Source organism: Prolixibacter bellariivorans ATCC BAA-1284, from assembly GCF_000621705.1.
In the GTDB taxonomy this organism is placed as follows: domain Bacteria; phylum Bacteroidota; class Bacteroidia; order Bacteroidales; family Prolixibacteraceae; genus Prolixibacter; species Prolixibacter bellariivorans.
Genome location: NZ_JHXO01000008.1, coordinates 377,249 through 397,656 on the forward strand (window position 1 = coordinate 377,249; position 20,408 = coordinate 397,656).

The window sequence follows — 20,408 nt, forward strand, 5'->3', positions numbered from 1 at the left end:
TAAACGTATTATGAAACTTACGCTCATGCTGATATTTGGGACAATATTCAGTATTTACGCTAACAACTCCTATTCGCAAAGTACCCGAATATCCTTAAACCAGGAAAATGCAACAATTCGCGGAGTACTCAAGCAGATAGAAAAAAAATCGGAGTTCTATTTTGCATACAACAACAAACTAATTGACGTAAAACGCAGGGTAAACGTCAACGCTGATAATGAAAAGATCAACCAAATTCTTAACTCTATTTTTGCTGGCACCGACGTAACCTACACCGTTCTGGATCGCCAGATTGTGCTTTCATCGAAGAAAGCGATGGGCGAAACGGCACCTCAACAGAAAGGAAAAACCGTTACCGGTAAAGTGACGGAGTCCAATGGAGATCCGCTGCCCGGTGTGACAGTGATCATTAAAGGAACCACCCAGGGTGCTATTACCGATGCAAATGGTAATTATTCCGTCGACAATGTACCAGTTGACGGCTATCTCGATTTCTCATTCGTGGGAATGAAGAAACAGGAATTATCCGTTGCCGGAAAAACAACCCTCAATGTGGTAATGCAAAGCTCGGCTATCGGCCTCGACGAAGTTATAGCTGTAGGATATGGTGTTCAGAAGAAAAAACTAACCACAGGAGCCAACCTGAATCTAACCGCTGACGAACTTAAGCAGCAGAACACCAGTGAACCACTCGTAGCCATTCAAAGTCAATCTCCGGGTGTTAACATCACACAGAGTTCGGGTATGCCGGGAGAAGGTTTTAAAGTAAATATCCGTGGATTAGGTACTATTGGAAACTCTTCTCCATTGTATGTTATTGACGGTGTTGCCGGAGGTGACATCAACAATCTTAATCCATCTGACATTGAATCCATTGATGTACTGAAGGATGCTGCTTCTGCTGCCATTTATGGTGCCCGTGCTGCCAATGGTGTTATCCTGGTTACCACCAAGCAAGGAAAAAAAGGCAAAATAAAAGTTACCTATGATGGGTATTACGGTGTGCAGGATGTACCGAACCTAGCTAAGCCGCTTAATGCCCAGCAATTTATGGATATTTATAATGAAGAAAGGACAACTTCAGGTAAAACTGCAGTCGACTTTGCCAGTGTAATCCCGGATTTATATCAGAAAATCCAGAGTGGACAGTGGAACGGGACAAATTGGCTGGATGAGATTTACAACAAAAATGCCCCCATCCAAAACCACGCATTTAACATTACCGGTGGTACTGACCAGTCAGTTTTTTCTTTAGGTTTTTCTTATGCTTCTCAGGAAGGGGTAATGGGTAAACCTGTTCAACCTCAAAATGATAAATATACTGTCCGACTCAATAGTGATCATGTAATTTACAAAAACAACGGACTTGATATCATCAAATTTGGACAAACGCTCAATTATAGTTTCCGCAAACGCTCTGGTATTGCCGTTGGAGGTATGTATTACAACGATATTCGTAACATGCTGGATGGTAATCCACTTGTACCGATTTACAACAACCAGGGTGAGTACTATGCCAATACAGATTTACAGGCTTCTGGTCTGGCAGCTCTGTCTTCCAGACTATACAACCCCGTTGCTCAGATGGTACTGAACAGGGGAATGAACGAAACCAAAAACTACAACATAAACAGTAACGCCTATATTGAAATTCAACCAATAAAGAATCTGTTGTTCAAAAGTAGCTTTGGATACAGAATGAATGCGAACAGTTATCGCAGCTATCAGCCTGCTTATGACCTTGCCGGTGATGTTTCGCTGAGTCCTGGGCGCATTACCCAGTCGTCAGGAAATGGCAGTAGCTGGACTTTTGAAAATACGTTAAATTATAAATTTAATTTAAATCGTAATTCATTTGATGTACTCATTGGACAATCCCTCGAAAAATGGGGGCTTGGCAGCAACATGGAAACAACGAATGCAAACCCCACTTACGTAGGATTTGATTATGCCTATATTGATAACACTGACGGCTTAACTTCCGGTGTAACGAGCTTATCCGGAAAACCAGATGACAGAGGTTCACTAGCTTCGTTCTTTGGAAGGATTCAATACAATTACAACGAAACCTATCTGTTAACTTTAGTAATGAGGGGTGATGGCTCATCCAACTTCCCACAAGGTAAGCGTTGGGGATATTTTCCGTCAGTTTCTGCCGGCTGGTTGATTACAAATGAGGAATTCCTGAAAGACAACAACTTTGTCGATTTCTTGAAATTGAGAGCTAGTTGGGGACAAAACGGTAATTCGAATATCGACCCGTACCAGTATCTGAGTATCATCGCCTTCGATTCTGAAAACAATTACTCTTTCGGAAACGATAGAAATAAACAACAATTAGGAGGGTATCCGTCAATTCTTCCCAATAAAGACATTACATGGGAAACTTCAGATCAGTTGGATATCGGACTGGATGCATATTTTCTTGACTCCCGGCTTCAGCTTGCGTTCGACTACTACAACAAGAAGACAGTGGATTGGTTGGTACAGGCTCCGATCCCTGAAATTTATGGCGCAGGTGCTCCCTATATTAACGGTGGTGACGTAGAGAATAAAGGATATGAGTTGTCTCTTCGCTGGAATGATCATGCAGGAGATTTCCATTACGGAGCTTACTTTAATGCCTCAAAAAATGATAACAAGGTTACCAGGCTCGCCAATGCCGAAGGTATAATCCGTGGTCCTGCCGGTATTATCTCCCAGGGTACGGACCCAATGTACCGTGCACAAGTTGGTTACCCCATCGGATATTTTTATGGATATAAAATACATGGAATTTTCCAGAACCAGCAGGAAATTGACAATTGGACGCATGGTTTCCTACAGGAGAATCCGCAACCGGGTGATGTGATATTTGCAGACACAAATGGTGACAACAAAGTAACTCCGGAAGATAAAACCATGATTGGTAATCCTCACCCGGATGTAACTATTGGATTCGGACTTAATTTCTCGTACCGAGGATTTGATTTCTCTCTTAGTGGTAAGGGCGCATTTGGCCAGCAAATCATGAAATCATATCGCTCCTTTGCCGATAACGAATTCCAGAACTATACGACTGATATTTTGACGAAACGCTGGAGAGGTGAAGGCACGTCCAATTCATTTCCACGTCTGACCGCAGGTAACAGTACCAACAGGATTAACATATCTTCAATTTATGTTGAAAATGGGGACTATGTAAAAATACAAAATGTCACTCTTGGCTATGATTTCAAACGGATAATGCCGGCTATGCCTTTTGGTCAGGCTCGATTCTATGTGGGTGCCCGCAATTTATTCACAATAACCAATTATTCAGGCATGGATCCGGAAGTAGGTTATGGCGACGACCAAGGCTGGGTTTCAGGTATTGACCTCGGTTTCTATCCTACTCCGCGAACATTCCTGGCCGGTGTTAATTTGTCATTTTAAAAAACCTTAATCTGAGATTATTATGAAAAAAATAATATATTTTATCGTTGCTGTGGTGATGTTCACGGGGTGTAATAACTTTCTGGACCAAAAGCCTCTTACCTTAAAGACCTCAGCAAATTTTCCACAAACGGCAGATGATGCCAAACAAATGATGGCTGGTATCTATACCACCATGAATAATGCTCAAAGATTTGCAGACCAAAGCTATTTCCTCGTTTGCCAAATAGCCAGCGACGACGCATTAGGTGGCGGAGGTATGAATGATGTTAAAGCTCAAGCCTATGAAAATTTCCAGTATTCTGACCCTGAAATGCTGAACCATGCATGGACAGAGGGCTATACCGGAATTTACCGCGCCAATTATGCAATCGAGAATCTTGGCAACATCGGTACCGACGTCATCAGCGAAAGTCTGAACAATCAGTATAAAGGTGAAGCTTTGTTTTTGAGAGCCTGGTTTTACTATCAACTGACCACGCTCTTTGGGGACGTACCGCTTACAACAAAGACAGAGCCTGAGAACCTGCCTGCTGCCACAAGCGAACAACTTTACGGACAAATGGCTTCGGACCTGAAAACCGCTATCGAAATAATGCCTAACGTTTCTTATGATCAGACAGAAGACGGCAGGGTTACGCGATGGGCTGCTGAGGCATTAATGGCCCGGGTTTATTTGTTCTATACCGGCTTTTATCAGAAAGATGCGCTGCCCCTCGCTGACGGCGGAAGTGTTACCAAACAAAATGTAGTTGACTGGCTGGGTGATTGTATTAGTAATAGTGGCCATCATTTGGTTAGTGATTTCCATGAGTTATGGCCTTATACAAACTCTGCCACCATCGGAGACTATAAATATATTCAGGACTACATGGACTCAACAGGAAAAAGCCTGACCTATGCCAGCGACAATGGTGCCAGAAATCCGGAGACCATGTTTGCCGAGAAATTTTCCAACTTTTCCGATTGGGGAGTCAAAAGAGGATACTCCAACCAGTACGAGTTATATTTTGCTTTAAGAGGTCTGCAACCTCTGCAAAATACCTTCCCCTTCGCCGGTGGTTGGGGACAGGGAAATTCTGTTCCGAAATCACTGGTTGACGAGTGGGAAGCTGATGAACCCAATGACCCCAGATTGTGGGCCTCCGTTATGAATATTGAAAAAGAAGTGGTTCCGTTAGGTTACAAAAGAGGTCAATGGGATTTTGTAATGGAAAGTAACTACTGGGGGAAGAAGTACAACGGCATTGCTGCCAAAGCTTCTGACGGAAGTATCAAAAACGACTACAGCGTCGTAATGTATGGCAATAACGACAATAACCAGCTCTCTCATACCGATGACTTAATCTTCATCCGTTATGCCGACGTTCTTCTGATGATGTCGGAGCTAACGGAAGATGCTCAGTACATGAATGAGGTCAGGGCACGCGCAGATCTGCCTCCGGTTTCTTACTCACTTCAGAACATTCAGAAAGAACGCCGTCACGAGTTTGCATTTGAAGGACTAAGATGGAATGATATGAGAAGATGGGGGCCTGCTTATGCAAAAGCTGCACTCGAGAGCCAGGTTGGTGTTCCAATTTATAACTTTGGTGAACCGGCTACCCAAAAAGCGCTTAGCCCCAAAGGCTATAGTCAACGCTACGACGAAACAAAAGGCTTTTTCCCGATACCGCAATCGCAGGTAGATATTTCGGAAGGCAAATTACAACAAGTTGAAGGTTATCAGAATGGCGAAGGGCTGTACTCCGGCTGGAGTAATTAGCAAATAAGTTAGTAAAACATTTAGGAGCATAGATTGAGGTTGTCTCTTCGGAGGCAACCTCTTTTTGATTCAAGACTTGCTGCAAAGCTCAAAAGAAGCTTATTTCTCATATTGATACTCCTTTTTTACTTACAACTTTCTCTTCCCCGATGACAACGCGATGATACTTAATGCGCATGAACCTGCTCCCAATGGATGGGCTACCAGGTTCCGGATATTCAAGCGGAAAGGTTACACTTTCCCGGCTAATTGATCTACAAAATTTATCCTGTTAAGGAAGAAAAACATACATCAGGGACAAATTCTGCCCGCCCGTGTAAAACTCGTTTGCACCGGCGATTTTTTTATTTGTAAATTCATCAATCCAAAAAGTGAATAGTACAAAATGATAAAGCAACAGCACATGAAACGTATTCTTTTACTCCTATTTGTCATTATTCCTGCATTCACATTCGCTCAACCCACATTAAAACTCCCGAATATTTTGAGCGACCATGCCGTGTTTCAGGCTTCATCCAGTGTGAAACTCTGGGGCTGGGGACACAGCACCGTTCCGGTAAAAATTGTTTGCAGCTGGAATCCGTCCGATACCATTACCACCATGCCGAAGAAAGACTGGACCTGGGAAACGACTGTGAAAACACCCAAGGCTGGTGGCCCGTACACGATTTCCTTCAGCAGTGGCAAAAAGCAAATTACCATTCACGATATCCTAACGGGTGAAGTCTGGTTGTGTTCCGGCCAGTCGAACATGGAGTTCAACTACAATTGGGGCTCTATTGACTCCGTAGATGTAAAGAAGACAGCCAACCGGGAAATTCGCTTTTTCCAGCCTTCTCACTCCTATGCCGATTACCCGCAAGGAAATACAGAAGGCGAATGGAAAGTATGCGATGCCGCGTCGATGCCCAATTTCAGCCTCGTCGGGTATTTCTTCGGGCGAAAGCTGAATACCCAATTGCACAAACCGATCGGACTCATCGGTTCGTACTGGGGCGGCTCCTGCGTTCAGGCCTGGACCCCGAAAGAGGCGTATAAAGGAAACAGCCAACTCTGGCAGGAAGCGGAAGACCTTCCGGCGGTCAGTTGGTCACCGGTAGCGCCTACGGTTATCTATAATGCCATGATTCACCCGATTCTCAACTACAAAATTGCCGGAACCATTTGGTACCAGGGCGAGCAGAATACCGATAGGCCGCAGTATTACGGCGACTTGTTCAAAGCGATGATTACCAGCTGGCGGAAAGAATTCCGCAACGATTTTCCGTTCTATTTCGTGCAAATTGCTCCCTGGAGCGGTTACGGCGGTTTGAGCGGAGCCATTGTCCGCGAGCAACAGGCCTCGGCACTGAGTCTGCCGAAAACAGGCATGGTTACGGTTGGCGATTTGGTTGATGATGTCACGAACATTCATCCCAAATCAAAAAAACCGGTTGGTGACCGGTTGGCTAATCTGGCCTTGAAAGAAGTGTACGGGTTTGATAAACTGGAACCGTATCAGCCACAGTTTGCCTCGATGAACATCAAAGGAAACAAGGCTCTCATTACGGTTAAATCGATTGGAAAACTGACCGTGAAGGGGAAAGCCATCGAGAGCTTCCAGGTTGCCGGAAGCGACCAGCACTTCTATCCGGCCCAGGCCAAACTGAAGAAAGACGGAACGATTGAAGTGTTTTCGAAGAAAGTGAAACACCCCGTGGCGGTTCGCTACTGTTTCACCAATGGCGGCATGCCCAATCTGTTCGACACGAATGGCCTTCCTCTGGAACCTTTCCGGACCGATAATTGGAAAGTAAAATAACATCTTTTCAGACCTTCAGGGTTTTAAAAACCCTGAAGGTCTCTTCATTAAAACCGGCTAACTTCTACTTCCATTTGTTTCACCAGTTCGGTCAAACCGCTGTTACCGGTTACTTCGGCCTGCATAGGCATAAACGTCAGCAGCTTGCGCAGGGCTTCCTCCAGCCCGGGACGGACCGATGTGGCAGCATCCACTTCATCGGCGTCCGATTTTTGTGCGTTATAAGCCCGCAGCGTGGTTTCGAAATCGGTGTTGGCATCCTTCAGCAACGTCAACCACTCATCGGCATGCATGGCAGCCAAATCGTCGGCATAACCCGCGTCAAGCGTCTCGGACAGGTTCTGAATAATAGCCGACTCGGCTTCGTAGCTCTGCTGAGCAACCCGTTTGCCGAACTTATCAATCTCGTCCAGAATGGTCGCCGCCTTTGCCCCCAACGACGGGTGCCGCAGGTAATTCTTCACGTGAATACGCAGGGCCGACCACATCTGGTCGCGAAAGCTGTCTTTTTCAGCAATCTCGTCGGCGCTCAGCACCGACTTTTCCATGGCCGCCTTGTACTCGTTGTACGCTTCCTCAAAGCGGCCAAAGTAAAAGTCGATACCCATTTCTTCGGTTTTCACCGATAAAATCAATTCGTAAATCCGCTTACACAAGGTAAACAGGGCGTTGTTTTTCAATCTGGATAATGCAATTTCAATCATAGTGCTAACTTTTTTTATTGGTCTGTATATACGAGCCGGGAAATTCTTCCCGATCACTATTTTTAGTGCATCCTACCCTCCGGAACGTTGCCTGCCAAAACCGGCACCCTGCCTTAGCCTACCAAGCGTTGCCGACAAAAATCGGCAACTCATCCGCCCCTCGGGAATGTCGCCGACAGAAATCGGCAACTCATCCGACCCTCAGGAATGTCGCCGACAGAAATCGGCGACTTATCCGACCCTCCGGCGAGACAAAAACACAAGATGCCGGTATATCCGGTTGATTTTGGCTATCGTTTTATCTATAGCTTTTTCAAAGCCGGGTTATACGCCGATCGTTCTCTCTTTATTACCACGAAAAACCATATGCTAAGTTGTCTGTCCCATGCCGGCGGGTTTGCCGGCTCTTCAAAATTTCAACAATCAACTTAAGTATTATATCGTTAAGAATCAATTAAAATAAAGGACATGCAGGGCCCATATGGTATCCGGCTACCGCGAAAAATACCGCGATGCTACATATCGCCGGCCAATATTCGACTCTTTTCGGGCTACCGGATAGGTATTATATTACGGTTTGTTAACCGGAATGATACCGTACCCGGATAGCGATTTCCCGGTAGGAGAATTCACCGAAAGGTGTACCACTTTTCGTGAAATGAGTGAGACGAAGGTGTAATTTATACACTTTCTCCTCCAACAATGGCCCGAAAATTCTACCTTTATGACTCCGGAATTTTTTTCATGCCCCTGAAAACCGCTACGCTATGGGCAGATGCATGGCAAACGGGCCGGGAATTGTTTTCGCCCGGGAGCAGGTATGGCGGATGGAAATATTTCCCGGCAGGCTAAATCAATTGTCAACCTAAGAATATAATATTGTGAGACGCAGAAATTTTGTCAAGACAGTCCCGTTGCTTGGCGCCGGCGCCTTTTGGGCATCGGGCGTATCGGCAACTGAGAAAAATGCGGAAAAAGAACAAGTCAGTCATCGCAAATATTGGCTGGAACTTCTCGAAGAAATATCGGAACCATTGCTGCAGGCGGGAAGTAAGCGAAAGCTGAAACAGGAGATGCCGGTAGAAACCACCACCGGGGCCAAAACCAAACCGTCGACCTACCTCGAAGCGGTGGGACGTTTACTGGCCGGTATTTCACCCTGGCTGGAGCTGGATGCAGGCGAAGCGAAAGAGCAACGGCTGAGAAACCGCTACCGCGAAATGGCTGTTGCCACAGTAACCAGTATCGTCAACCCGCAATCACCGGACTACCTGTTCGACCATATGGAGCCACAGATGCTGGTCGATGCTGCGTTTTTGGCGCATTCCTTTCTGCGGTCTCCCAAACACCTGTGGAAGGCATTGCCGGCAGAAGCTCAGAAAAATGTTGTCAAAGCATTTCTGGCTACCCGCGAAGTGATGCCTTACTATTCGAACTGGTTACTGTTTAGCGGGATGATTGAAGCGTTCTTCCTGGCCAACGATTTGCCCTTCGATATCATGCGCCTGGAACTACCGGTGAAGAAACACATGGAATGGTACCTGGGCGACGGCATTTACGGCGACGGCGACCAGTTCCACTGGGATTATTACAACAGCTTCGTCATTCAGCCCATGCTGATGGATATCGTAACGGTGATGCTGGACAAAAAGAAGATACACAAAAACGAGGTAGACACTATTGCCAAACGCTTCACCCGGTATGCCGCCATCCAGGAACGGCTGATTTCGCCGGAAGGCACTTACCCGGCTATTGGTCGATCCATCACCTACCGGATGGGCGCTTTTCAGCACCTCTCGCAAGCGTCGCTGCAACACCGTTTGCCCGACAATGTAAAACCAGCCCAGGTTCGCTGTGCCCTCTCTGCTGTGATGAAAAAACTGATGGAAGCCCCCGGCACGTTCGACAAACAGGGCTGGCTGCAAATTGGACTGCACGGACACCAAAATGCCCTGGGAGAATATTACATTTCGACCGGTAGCTTATATTTGTGTTCAACGGTCTTCCTGGCACTGGGCCTTCCGCCGGAAAATCCATTCTGGGCCAACAAAGATGAACTCTGGACCTCAGCAAAAATCTGGAATGGTGAAAACGTGAAAGCCGATCACGCTTTGTAACTTAGTCAACATTAAAAATATAAACAGAACCAATAATACAATTCAAGCAGATGAAAATCAATCGAAAAAAAATACTGATTTACTGGCCTCTGTTTTCCCTATTCCTGTTGGCAGGTTGTAACGGAAGTACAGCCCTGAAAAAGGAAGTTCGGGTAAAAAACACGTTGGATTTCAACCGCATTTCGGAAACGGTATCCATTCCCATGACGAAATTGAAAGATTTGACGGCTAAGTATTCTCCCAAAGACTTGCTGGTACAAGATCCATCGACCGGCAACTACCTGGTTCGTCAGTTGGTTGACGAAAACCAGGATGGTCAACCTGACGAACTGCTTTTCCAGGTAAGCATCAAAGCCAACGAGGCAAAAACGTACCAGATTATTGGTAGAGAAAACGGTTCAGAAGAACAACCACACAGTAAATACACAACCTTCTCGAGGTTTGTTCCGGAACGAATTGATGACTATGCCTGGGAAAACGACAAAGTCGCCTTCCGGACATTCGGGCCAAAAGCACAGCAACTTACCGAAGAACACAAGCCCGGCGGCACGCTGACCAGCGGCATCGACCTGTGGTTTAAAAGAGTTAAATACCCGATTATTGATGAGTGGTATGCAGGTGCCGTCGATAGTGTCGATTATTACAACGTCGACCGTGGAGAAGGATGTGATGCCTACCATGTTGGCTCGAGTCGCGGCGTTGGGGGAATCGGTGTTTGGCAAGACGATAGTCTGCATGTTTCGAAAAATTTTGTCAGCTACAAGACCATTGCCCGGGGACCAATTCGTACCGTTTTTGAGTTGACCTATGCGCCGTGGAGTGAGTACAGGATTCACGAAACCAAACGCATTTCACTCGATTTGGGCTCGAACTTCTCCAAATTTGTTGTATCGCTGAAACCCGAAAAACCGGTTCCCAATATCACCATCGGCATCTCGATGCATGAACGGAAGGGAGATATAAAACTGGAGCCGAAAGAAGGCTGGTTCCGCCAGTGGGAAAAAGGAGCAGACTCATTTGTTGGCGAAGGTGTCGTGGTTAATCCGGCTCGCGTGGACAGCGCCTTTACCCACATCTCACCAACCCCGGACCAAAGTCAGATTATGGTTGTTACGCAGCCTAAAGATTCGGTACTTACCTATTATGCCGGTTTTGCCTGGAAAAAAAGCGGACAGGTCAATTCGGTTGAAGACTGGGACGCAATGCTCCAAAAACAGGCGGAACGTATCCAGCATCCCCTGAAAGTGACCATTCAATAAAAAACAAGAGACAATAAATTGGAGATGTACCATTAGTAGCCGAAATAGCGCTGGTGGTACATTTTCTTTTTACGAGCGAAGCCCGTTCGCTCCCACACTTTCGGGAATCATTTCGACAAATAGACAATTGATTTCGCGTTCACGGAAATACTTCTCTGTTGCGATACGATTCTTGGTAAAGCCAAGCAGATAGCCACCGCCTCCCGAGCCACAAAGCTTCATTGTAAAATCACCCGATTCCAGACCATAACGGAAGTGTTTTCTGAATGCCATCGGAATCATCGGACGGAAATGATTCAGCTGAAAACGGGAAATTTGCTGTATCGAAGAATGAATACGGTCTGAGCAGCCATTCATCAAGTCCTCAATCAGTAAATCGATATTATCGACCAGTTCATCCTGATAAACCTTTCGAAAGCCAGACTGCTCGTGTTGTTCGATAAACCAATTAACCAAATCACCAGTCCCGCCGGGTTCTCCGCTATCGATAAGAAACACAGCATACTCATTCAGCAGTTTTTCAGGCCAACCGGCAGCTGTACTAATTTCTTCGGTACCTTTAATCCAAACCGGTTTTTGCACATACGCCACCAGTGGGTCCAGCCCCGAACTGGTACCGTGATAAAACGACTCAATGACGGCCATTTGTTGCCTTATTTCATGCAATGTCAGGTCATGGTTACTCGAACCATACCGATGGTACAGCGCAGCAGTTAAGGCTCCCGAGCTACCCACTCCATATTGATTGGGAATATTGGATTGAAAATAAAGACCTTTCGCCAGATCTTTTCTGAGTGCTACAATATCAAAAAAACGGGAGTCTACCCGTTTGGTCTCCAGATAGGCTGCCAGCTCCGCTAACTGACGGTTCGAACTATCCGCAGCATCCTTCTCGTATGAATTCATTCTCCCGCCGGGAAAAGCCAGGTTGCCACCGTACAAATCGAACGGAAGCGCCAGTCCTTTCGAGCCGGTAATAATGCTATACTCGCCAAATAATAATATTTTTGCGGGGAAACGTTCCATCAATTTTCTACTTTATACGGACCTTCTCCTACCTGGTCATCAATCCATTGATTGTTTTCGCAGAAAGAAAGCAATTCTTCCTGAATAAATTGCTGAACTGTTTCCTTATCTTCCTCAAGATAGAGCAAGTGGACATTCGGTCCGGCATCCAGCGTAAAACAAACCATCAGACCTGTTTTTTCGCGAAAAGCGCGCACTGCGTTAATGATATTGATTGAATCAGGCTGCAATAACAAACCGTCCTCCGAGGAAGTCATTAGCAAACTGTGCAACGTCAGCGCTTCGTTCTCCACCACTTCGATAAAGGTTTTCTCATCACTATTTTGAAGCGCCAGCATCATGCAATTCAAGTGCTTTCGGGCTTGCCGGTAGCGCCCCTCTGCAAAAGGATGATTACTCATCAATCCGTGACCAGCAGAACTCGAAACTTTCTTTCTGTCGGAATTAACAATCAAAATAGCATCCCGCAAATTTTGCCATTGTTCGGGAACAGTTTGTTCCAACGGCGATGCATACCGATCGGACGATTCAGGCAACAAGCCATCCTCTCCCCAGGTAACCCAACCACCATATACCGAGCGACAGGCACTACCCGACCCCAACCGCGCTAAAAATGATGCACGACGGAATACATCCTGCGTGGGAGGCTTCCGCAATCCCAACTGTTGTTCCATATCGACTAAACAAAGCGCAATGGCACTCATCGATGACGCCGAAGAAGCAATTCCGGTAGAGTGGGGAAATGTGTTCGCACTTCGAAATTCCAGCTCGTAGTTCTGTAAATAAGGCATTTCGGTATGCAAACGTCCCAAATATATGATGACTTTTCGTTCAAAAGCCTCATTCCGTTTTCCATCAAACCAATAAGCAACTTTTAAGTCTTCCGAATCCGATACAGGCTTCTCCAGTTTCCGGTAACGAAGTTGTGTTTTTGTGACCGAATTCTTCAGCGTCAGGCTTAACGACGGATTATTAGGGAGTTGTTCGCCATGCTTTCCCCAGTATTTTATCAACGCAATATTCGATGGGCTAACCCAGGTCGTTTCGTTCCAGCTGTTTATCTTATCAGTCATTTGAAGTCATTTCGTTAAATGGAAGAACCGTTTCATATCCCCGCTCTCCAAACCATTTTCTCACTTCCCCTTCCGGCCAACTGGTCGCTGCCAGAATGAAATCGCCACCCCATGCACCCAACGACTTGATGCAGCCGTCAAATTCGGGAAAAAGTCTTTCCTTAACAGGAATCAAACCGGTCATTTCACCAACCAGTTTTTCGTGCTCATTCAAAAGATTACAAAAGGTATCCAAATCATCAGCCAATACCACTTCTTCCGAGATATCAGAAATACGTCGAAGAATTTCCTCTTTCACATTCTGCTCAGCGAATGCTTTTACTGCATTCCGTGAGTTCTTCTTTTCGTTCAGGTAAACCAGCCACAGATTGTTGCCAAATGGAGGCCGGAATTTGGCAGCAATAATCTCTGGCAATCCATTCACTCTTCGATACAGAATCGGACTTTTGGAACGGGCACAGGCCACATCGTATCCGGAACTGTGAAAAACCCGCCGGTTCAACTCAAATGGGTCGCACTTGGCCCAATCGGCAATATTGGAAACCAGAGAACTACTGGAACCCAATCCCCATTCGGGAAGAAATTCCAACGTAGAAGTTACCTGCAGTGCTTTTTCCCTTTCCAGGAAACCGGAACGCAGTTGTCTGGCTGTCAACATCAACTCACGCAAGACATCGGCTTTATTCTGATCTGTGCTCGAAACGATGTCAATCTCCGGCAAACGAAATCGGGCTTCAAACCATCTCCCGGAAGGAGAATTGCTTTCCCAAACCAAAACGCCCGATTCATCTCCTTCTGCTACTTCCAGGTATTGCCCCAGTTTCGACGGAAGAGCCAATGCTCTCGCGCCCCGAAGCACAGCATATTCGCCCGTCAGCAACAATTTGCCGCGAGAATAAAATACTCTTGTGTTGGTTGTTTCAGCCATTGATATTCCTGATTTGATTCAGGTATTTCTCTACTTCCGCGTAAGCGATATTTTTATCGCTGAAATATTGTGTGCAAGCACTTTTTTCTTCAGCATTAGCCCCTAACTGATTCAATATGTTGGTCAAATGCATTTTCATGTGCCCTTGTTGAATGCCAACTGTTGTCAGTGATGCAACAGCTGCAAAATTGTTAGCCAGACCAGCTGCTGCTGCAATCATCATCAGTGTCTTTGCGTCAGGTTTGCCCAACATTTCCAAAGCAAGTTTCGAAACCGGATGCGTTTTCGTCAGACCGCCAACGGTGCCCAGAGCCAATGGAAGGCGAAGTGTGTAACGAAAACGGTTACCGTCGATTTCGGCAAACGTCAGGCTGCGGTAATTTCCATTAGAAGCTGCATAGGCATGACCACAAGCTTCCACGGCCCGCCAGTCGTTTCCGGTAGCCAGCACAACGGCATCCACGCCATTGTAAATACCTTTGTTGTGCGTCACCGCCCGCGATACATCCAATTGTGCAATGCGACTGGCTGTGGTAAACTTTTGGGCAAACTCAACTGGTTTCAGTTTTCCACTGAAAGGAGCCAGCTCGTCAATATCACATTCCACCCAACATTCCACCAGGCTATCCGGTGTGTAGTTCGATAAAATCGACATAATGACACTCGCCTCACCACTCACCAATTTCGTATTCATTTCCTGAACAAGCACTCCGGCCATGATTTCCAGGCACGAATTGATGAAATTCGCTCCCATGGCATCGGCAGTCTCAAAGGAAACATCGACCTGGTAATAGTTAGCTAACTCATCGGTTTTGTCGACTAATTCCACGGCAGTGATACCACCGCCACGCTTTCGCATGCGAGCCGTTAAATCATGGGTAGCCGCCAGCATTTTCTCTTTCAGAAACGGGAAAGCAGCCTTCAAATCTTTCGATTCTCCTGACCAGGAAAAATGCACCTGTCCTTTTTTGACCATTCCGGTTACGCGGGCCTGGAAACCACCGCGAGATGCCCAAAACTTGGCCGCTCTGGATGCAGCAGCAATCACCGAACTCTCTTCTATCACCATCGGAACGATATATGATTGATCGTTCACCACAACGTTGGGAACAACGCCCATGGGCATAAAGAAATTGGTCAGGAAGTTTTCGCTAAACTCTTCGAAAAGTGATTGAGTAGCCGGACTTTGATGCAAGAAATTATCGAGTACCGACCGGGAAGCCTCATCAAGTCCCAGCCGGTCCCATATTAAATCGATTCGTTGCGACCGGTTCAGTTTGGAAAAGCCACTGATAATCCGTTCGTTTTTCGTCATTCAGAATGATTTTCGTTAATCCGAAGAAAAGCTTTGGCAATACGTAAACCTTTCAGCTGGGCATCCACATAATCTCTCAGCACCGCATATTCCCCCTGGCTATATTTCAAGAAAGCAGAAGCCTGCGCATAAATGGCTGGTAATTTCGATTTTCCCGTCAGGTAGTAACCGTCGAGGAAGTTCTGTATACCACCGGAAATAATCAACTGGCGGCACTTGATTTCTTCACCGCCATCGACCATTTGATTCACCGAATTGAGCATCTGCTCCGCGGACATTCCGACACGCACAAACGGCTCGTACAATTCACGGTTCAATTCACTGTTGCGCTCCAGTTCGATGCGGGCAAAATTGGTTCCTCCAAAAGCACCAAAATCAACCGCTGCCAGCGGAAGTTTTAAAAGCCGGAGTAGACTTTCAGGGCCAAATCCCTGCCCAACCTCCTTTACAATCACCGGAAATTCCACCTGCTCTAACAAGCGTTTCACCGTTTCAATCGGGGGATGCTGAATAAGATTTCCTTCCGGCTGCAACCACTCTTGCATCGGATTGATATGGACAATCAATCCATCAGCACGAAGGCGCGAAATGAGCCGTTCGATTTTGTCTGTCTGCCCATTATCCAGCAACTCTTCTACCTGAGCAATCCCCAAATTGGTATAGAGCGGTTGCTCTTCACCGATATCGGCGCGTACATCAAAATCGGAAAAATAGGTGTCGTCATCCAGCAATTTTCGGCAGGAGCCGAGTCCCATTCCCAAACCAAATTCACCGCAGGCACGAGCCAGGTTATGGTTGATGGTATTGGCCAACTGGGTACCGCCGGTCATGCTCGAAACCCAAACCGGAGCTTTCAGTTTTTTCCCGGCAAACGGAATTTCCTCCGGTTTGTCTGACGGATGTCCTGACAACATCGGTTCGTAGAAGAACCGCTCATCAGCAGCGATTCCGTTCATCTGCGACTGAAAAGCCAGTTTGATGTGATCCAATTTGCGGTCGGCGCCCATGTTTATCTGATTTCTTTGAAAAACAGTTTACGATTTTAAGACATAACGACCAATGACCATCCTCAGAATTTCGGAAGTTCCTTCACCAATCTGAAGCAAACGCTGGTCGCGGTAGAAACGCTCGATATGATTTTCGCGAAGCAGGCCGTAGGCTCCGTGAACCTGAACCGACTCATCAGCCACAAATTTGGCTACTTCCGAGCAATACAGTTTCGACATCGCCGCTTCTTTCCCGAAGGGTTTTCCGGCATCTTTCAACTGACATGCACGATACAGCGTATTTCGGGCCAACTCAATGCGCATAGCCATCTCGGCCAGCTTAAAGGAAACCGCCTGAAATTCGGCAATCGGCTTACCAAACTGCTCGCGCTTTTTGGCATGTTTCACCGCCATTTCGAAAGCGCCTTGTGCCAGACCGAGTCCCATGGCTGCAATCGACAAGCGTCCGCCATCGAGTGTTGCAAGCATAATCTTGATACCTTCACCACGCTTACCGAGCATGTTTTCTTCCGGTACATGGCAATCTGTAAACTTCATCTTGCCGTTGTCCACCGAACGCCACATCAGCTTTCCCTTCACCGGCCAGGTTTCGTATCCCGGCGTTTCGCGGGGGACCAGAATCGCTGTCAACTCTTTTTTTCCATCCTCTTCACCGGTAATAGCTTGCAGGGTAATGCCGGAAGCAATTTCCGATGCGCTGTTGGTAATAAACATCTTGGAACCATTGATGACCCACTCGTCATCGACCAATTCGGCGCGCGATGCGACACCTTTAGCATCCGAACCGGCTGTCAATTCCGTTAATCCAAATGCCCAAAGTTTCTCTCCCGTACACAAGCCCGGAATAAATTTCTTCTTCTGCTCCTCCGTCCCGTAAGAATAAATTGGCGCGATTCCCAGTGAATTGTGGGCAGCTATGGTAGCAGCCGGTGAACTGTCCACTCGGGCCAACTCTTCCACCGCAATAATATACGACAACGTATCGAGTCCCTGGCCACCATACTCCTTCGGAATGGCAATTCCAAAAAGTCCGGCTTCGCCCATTTTCCTTGTCAAATCAACAGGAAAATGCTCATTTTCGTCGTTCTCAATTGCAACAGGGTGGATCTCCTTCTCTGCAAAATCTCTGACTCGCTTTCGATAGTCTGCGTAGTGTTTGGGCAATAATTCGTCCATAGTTAAATATCCTCCAGAATAATTAAAGGCATTTCGTCAGTTACCTGGCTGCCAACTTCTACAGCAATGGATTTGACTTTTGCTGCTCGGGGTGATGTGACATGGTTTTCCGATTTCATCGATTCGATAACCAGCAACACCTCCCCTTTTTTGATGGTTTGTTTATGTTTGACTTGAATATCAATAATCTTTCCGTGCAGCGGCGAGCGAACCACCGCTTCATCTTCGGCCGTTTCCTGCTCCTCTCCGGCGGCTTCACCATGATAGTCTTCCAGCAAATCAGGGCTGGTCAACTGAAAATGAAAGCCATCTGAATCCAGCCATTTCCCGGCTACCGGATGATTTGACCAGAAAATACCGTGGTTCATTCCATCCAGCGAAACCGTTAAGCACTGTGTGTCTGTTTCTTTTACTGAAACGGTAAACGATTTATCTCCGACTTGTAATTGGAAACTATTTCCCTTCCGGGAATGAAAAGCAAGCGGAAACACTTGTTCATCAATGGAAATTTCCACCTCATTTTTCAGGCGGTTAAAGCCGACCTGCTCCCAGGTATCAACCGCTTCATTTTGCTTACGCAGAAAGCCGAGGTGCAAATACGCAGCCAACAGAACTTCCCGTGATACATTCTCGCGGCTTTTCTGCAAGCCATCCAGATGTTCCTGAAGCTGTTCGCCAATAAAGGCGGTATGTATTTCGTTGTTGACAACCGAAGTTTCGTTCAACAAGTGTTTCAGATACAAAAGATTGGTCTTCGGACCATGAACAGACAGTTCTTTCAGTGCCAGTCCCATCTTCGCCAACGCATCGCTTCGGCTTTCGCCGGAAGTGATAATCTTCGCGATTAGCGGATCGAACTGACTTCCGGCTTCGTTATCCCCGTCCAAATCGGTCTCCAGCCGGACACCATTTCCGGGCAACCGGTAAAAATTAACCGGTGCAGACGACGGCGCAAACGCTTTCTCCGGATCTTCGCGATAGATACGCACCTCGATGGCATGTCCTTTCAGCGAAACGTCGCTTTGTCGAAATGAGAGCGGTTCGCCGGAAGCAATTCGCAGTTGTTCCCGAACGATATCAATTCCCGTCACTTCCTCGGTTACCGGATGTTCCACCTGGATACGCGGGTTCATCTCCATAAACCAGAAGCGGCCATCGGGTTCCACCAAAAACTCCACCGTTCCGGCGCCCGAATAGTTGGTTTCTTTTCCCAGCAACAAGGCTGCATCCAGGAGTTTCTTTTGTACGGAAGCCGGAAGATTGGCTGCAGGCGCTTCTTCTACTATCTTTTGATGATTCCGCTGTAGCGTACAATCGCGCTCAAATAGGTGAACCAGGTTACCGTGACCATCGCCCAAAATCTGCACTTCGATATGGCGGGCCTTTTCGACGTAAGGCTCAACGTACACTTCGCCGTTTCCAAAGTAATTTGCTGCGGCACGGGATGCCTGAGTCAGTTTTTCATTCAACTCTTCAGCCGAACCGACAATCTGCATTCCTTTTCCACCACCTCCGTGGGAAGCTTTAATCAGCAACGGATACTCCAGCGTTTTGGCTTCGCCGTTCAACTCCCCGGCAATCAACATTTGCCCCAGTAATACAGAAATTCCGAGTTTCTGAGCAAATTGTTTGGCCTCCATCTTATTGCCCATCAGCTTCAACACCTCAGCATCGGGACCAATAAAGATAATCCCCGCTTCAGCGCAAGCTTCCGCAAAGCGATAATCTTCCGAAAGAAAACCATAGCCCGGATGAATGGCCTGAGCACCGGTTTGAACCGCTACCTGAATCATCTTTTCAATATTCAGATAGGTATCATTCAGCGAGCCAGCTCCAAGCGAAACCGACTCATCGGCCTGACGAACATGCAAAGCACCAGCTTCCTCCTCGGAGTAAACCGCAACAGTGGAAATGTGCATGGAACGAGCGGCCCGAATAATTCGAAGCGCAATTTCGCCCCGGTTGGCTATCAATATTTTTTCCAATCTCTGCATCATTACGGCCAATCGGGAGTTCGTTTTTCTAAAAATGCGGTAATACCTTCCTGTGCTTCCGGGGTAACCCGTACTTCCGCCAACAGTTCAGGCATTTGCTTCATATATTCGTCCATCGATGGTCCATCGGTCAATTCATTGATTAACTGCTTGGATCGAACAACTGCACGTGGACCGCCTTTCAGCATCTGTTCCAATAACTGAAGGATGTATCTGTCCATCTCTTCGACAGATTCGAAAACCCGATCAGCTAAACCATTTTCAAAAGCTTCAGTTCCATTAAAATGGCTCCCTGAAAAAATCAATTCTTTTAGCCGCGAGGGTTTCATTCGTTTCAGCAACAAAGGTGTAATACTGGCCGCCACCAGTCCAAGACGGGTCTCACTCAACGAGAACCGGGCACGGGTAACTGTATAAGCCATATCGCAAGCTGCCAACAAACCCGTTCCACCTCCAAAAATATTACCATACGCCGCACCGATGACCACTTTCGAACTTCGAAAAATGGCCATCAGCATTTGAGTGAGCAACCGACTGTCGTCCAGATTCTCCGCGTCACTTAAGTTCGCTGATTCTTTCATCCAGTTCAAATCGGCACCGGCACAGAAGGATTTCCCGTGGCCACGAATCACCACGAAACGGAAATGCGGCTGTTCTTCTGCCCACTGAAAAAAACGGTGCAGCTCAACAATCATCTGACGGTTAAGCGCATTATGCACTTCACTTCGGTTTAACCAAAGATTTAATGTTTTTCCTTCCGGTTTAACCGATATGGTTTGGTATTCTTCCATAGACCAATGCTTACGCAAATCAATCAGGTTATGCAAA

General features: G+C 46.7%; 14 protein-coding genes. 5 read left to right on the forward strand and 9 right to left on the reverse strand.

From position 1 onward, the window contains the following. Positions 1-10 precede the first annotated feature (10 nt). The 3 genes from T426_RS0111615 (at position 11) to T426_RS0111630 (ending at position 6,981) form a co-directional block, all read left to right on the forward strand. Positions 11-3,415, forward strand: coding sequence for a TonB-dependent receptor (locus tag T426_RS0111615; protein WP_199898662.1), 3,405 nt, complete (start codon positions 11-13; stop codon positions 3,413-3,415). 22 nt (positions 3,416-3,437) lie between these two features. Continuing rightward, positions 3,438-5,180, forward strand: a complete 1,743-nt coding sequence (locus tag T426_RS0111620) for a RagB/SusD family nutrient uptake outer membrane protein (RefSeq protein WP_027585731.1) — start codon at positions 3,438-3,440, stop codon at positions 5,178-5,180. 403 nt (positions 5,181-5,583) lie between these two features. Next, entirely contained in the window at positions 5,584-6,981 is a 1,398-nt protein-coding gene (locus tag T426_RS0111630; RefSeq protein ID WP_025865303.1) for a sialate O-acetylesterase, read from the forward strand. Positions 6,982-7,028: 47 nt separating this feature from the next. Here the strand turns inward: T426_RS0111630 and T426_RS0111635 are convergent, their stop codons facing one another. After that, positions 7,029-7,685 (reverse strand): DUF6261 family protein, encoded by a 657-nt coding sequence (locus T426_RS0111635; protein WP_025865302.1) that lies wholly within the window; start codon positions 7,683-7,685, stop codon positions 7,029-7,031. An 881-nt stretch (positions 7,686-8,566) separates the two neighbouring features. On the opposite strand from T426_RS0111635, the gene T426_RS0111650 reads away from it, so the two are divergent. Continuing rightward, complete coding sequence (locus tag T426_RS0111650; RefSeq protein WP_025865301.1) at positions 8,567-9,802, forward strand: DUF2264 domain-containing protein; 1,236 nt, start codon at positions 8,567-8,569, stop codon at positions 9,800-9,802. A gap of 50 nt (positions 9,803-9,852) precedes the next feature. Further along, positions 9,853-11,061 carry a DUF4861 domain-containing protein gene (locus T426_RS0111655; RefSeq protein WP_025865300.1) on the forward strand — a complete coding sequence of 403 codons (1,209 nt, stop codon included), beginning with the start codon at positions 9,853-9,855 and terminating at the stop codon, positions 11,059-11,061. Between the two features lie 69 nt (positions 11,062-11,130). Here T426_RS0111655 and T426_RS23525 read toward each other — a convergent pair whose 3' ends face one another. Genes T426_RS23525 through T426_RS0111695 form a run of 8 tightly spaced genes read right to left on the reverse strand, consistent with a single transcriptional unit; the run spans position 11,131 to position 20,371 of the window. Further along, positions 11,131-12,087, reverse strand: a complete 957-nt coding sequence (locus T426_RS23525) for a mevalonate kinase family protein (RefSeq protein ID WP_025865299.1) — start codon at positions 12,085-12,087, stop codon at positions 11,131-11,133. After that, positions 12,087-13,160, reverse strand: coding sequence for a diphosphomevalonate decarboxylase (locus T426_RS0111665; RefSeq protein ID WP_025865298.1), 1,074 nt, complete (start codon positions 13,158-13,160; stop codon positions 12,087-12,089). The genes T426_RS23525 and T426_RS0111665 overlap by 1 nt, the downstream gene beginning before the upstream one ends. Then, positions 13,153-14,088 carry a GYDIA family GHMP kinase gene (locus tag T426_RS0111670; protein WP_025865297.1) on the reverse strand — a complete coding sequence of 312 codons (936 nt, stop codon included), beginning with the start codon at positions 14,086-14,088 and terminating at the stop codon, positions 13,153-13,155. Before T426_RS0111670 ends, T426_RS0111665 begins: the two co-directional genes overlap by 8 nt. Continuing rightward, a complete protein-coding gene (locus tag T426_RS0111675) occupies positions 14,081-15,403 on the reverse strand; it encodes a hydroxymethylglutaryl-CoA reductase (RefSeq protein ID WP_025865296.1) in 1,323 nt (440 codons plus the stop codon). Before T426_RS0111675 ends, T426_RS0111670 begins: the two co-directional genes overlap by 8 nt. Then, positions 15,400-16,410: a beta/alpha barrel domain-containing protein gene (locus tag T426_RS0111680; protein ID WP_025865295.1), complete on the reverse strand. Its 1,011-nt coding sequence runs from the start codon at positions 16,408-16,410 to the stop codon at positions 15,400-15,402. The genes T426_RS0111675 and T426_RS0111680 overlap by 4 nt, the downstream gene beginning before the upstream one ends. Positions 16,411-16,437: 27 nt before the next feature. Continuing rightward, positions 16,438-17,586, reverse strand: coding sequence for an acyl-CoA dehydrogenase family protein (locus T426_RS0111685; RefSeq protein ID WP_027585736.1), 1,149 nt, complete (start codon positions 17,584-17,586; stop codon positions 16,438-16,440). Positions 17,587-17,588: 2 nt separating this feature from the next. Next, positions 17,589-19,583: an acetyl/propionyl/methylcrotonyl-CoA carboxylase subunit alpha gene (locus tag T426_RS0111690; protein ID WP_051568981.1), complete on the reverse strand. Its 1,995-nt coding sequence runs from the start codon at positions 19,581-19,583 to the stop codon at positions 17,589-17,591. Further along, on the reverse strand, positions 19,583-20,371 hold the full coding sequence (locus T426_RS0111695) for an enoyl-CoA hydratase-related protein (protein WP_025865293.1): 789 nt from the start codon (positions 20,369-20,371) through the stop codon (positions 19,583-19,585). The genes T426_RS0111690 and T426_RS0111695 overlap by 1 nt, the downstream gene beginning before the upstream one ends. Positions 20,372-20,408 lie beyond the last annotated feature (37 nt).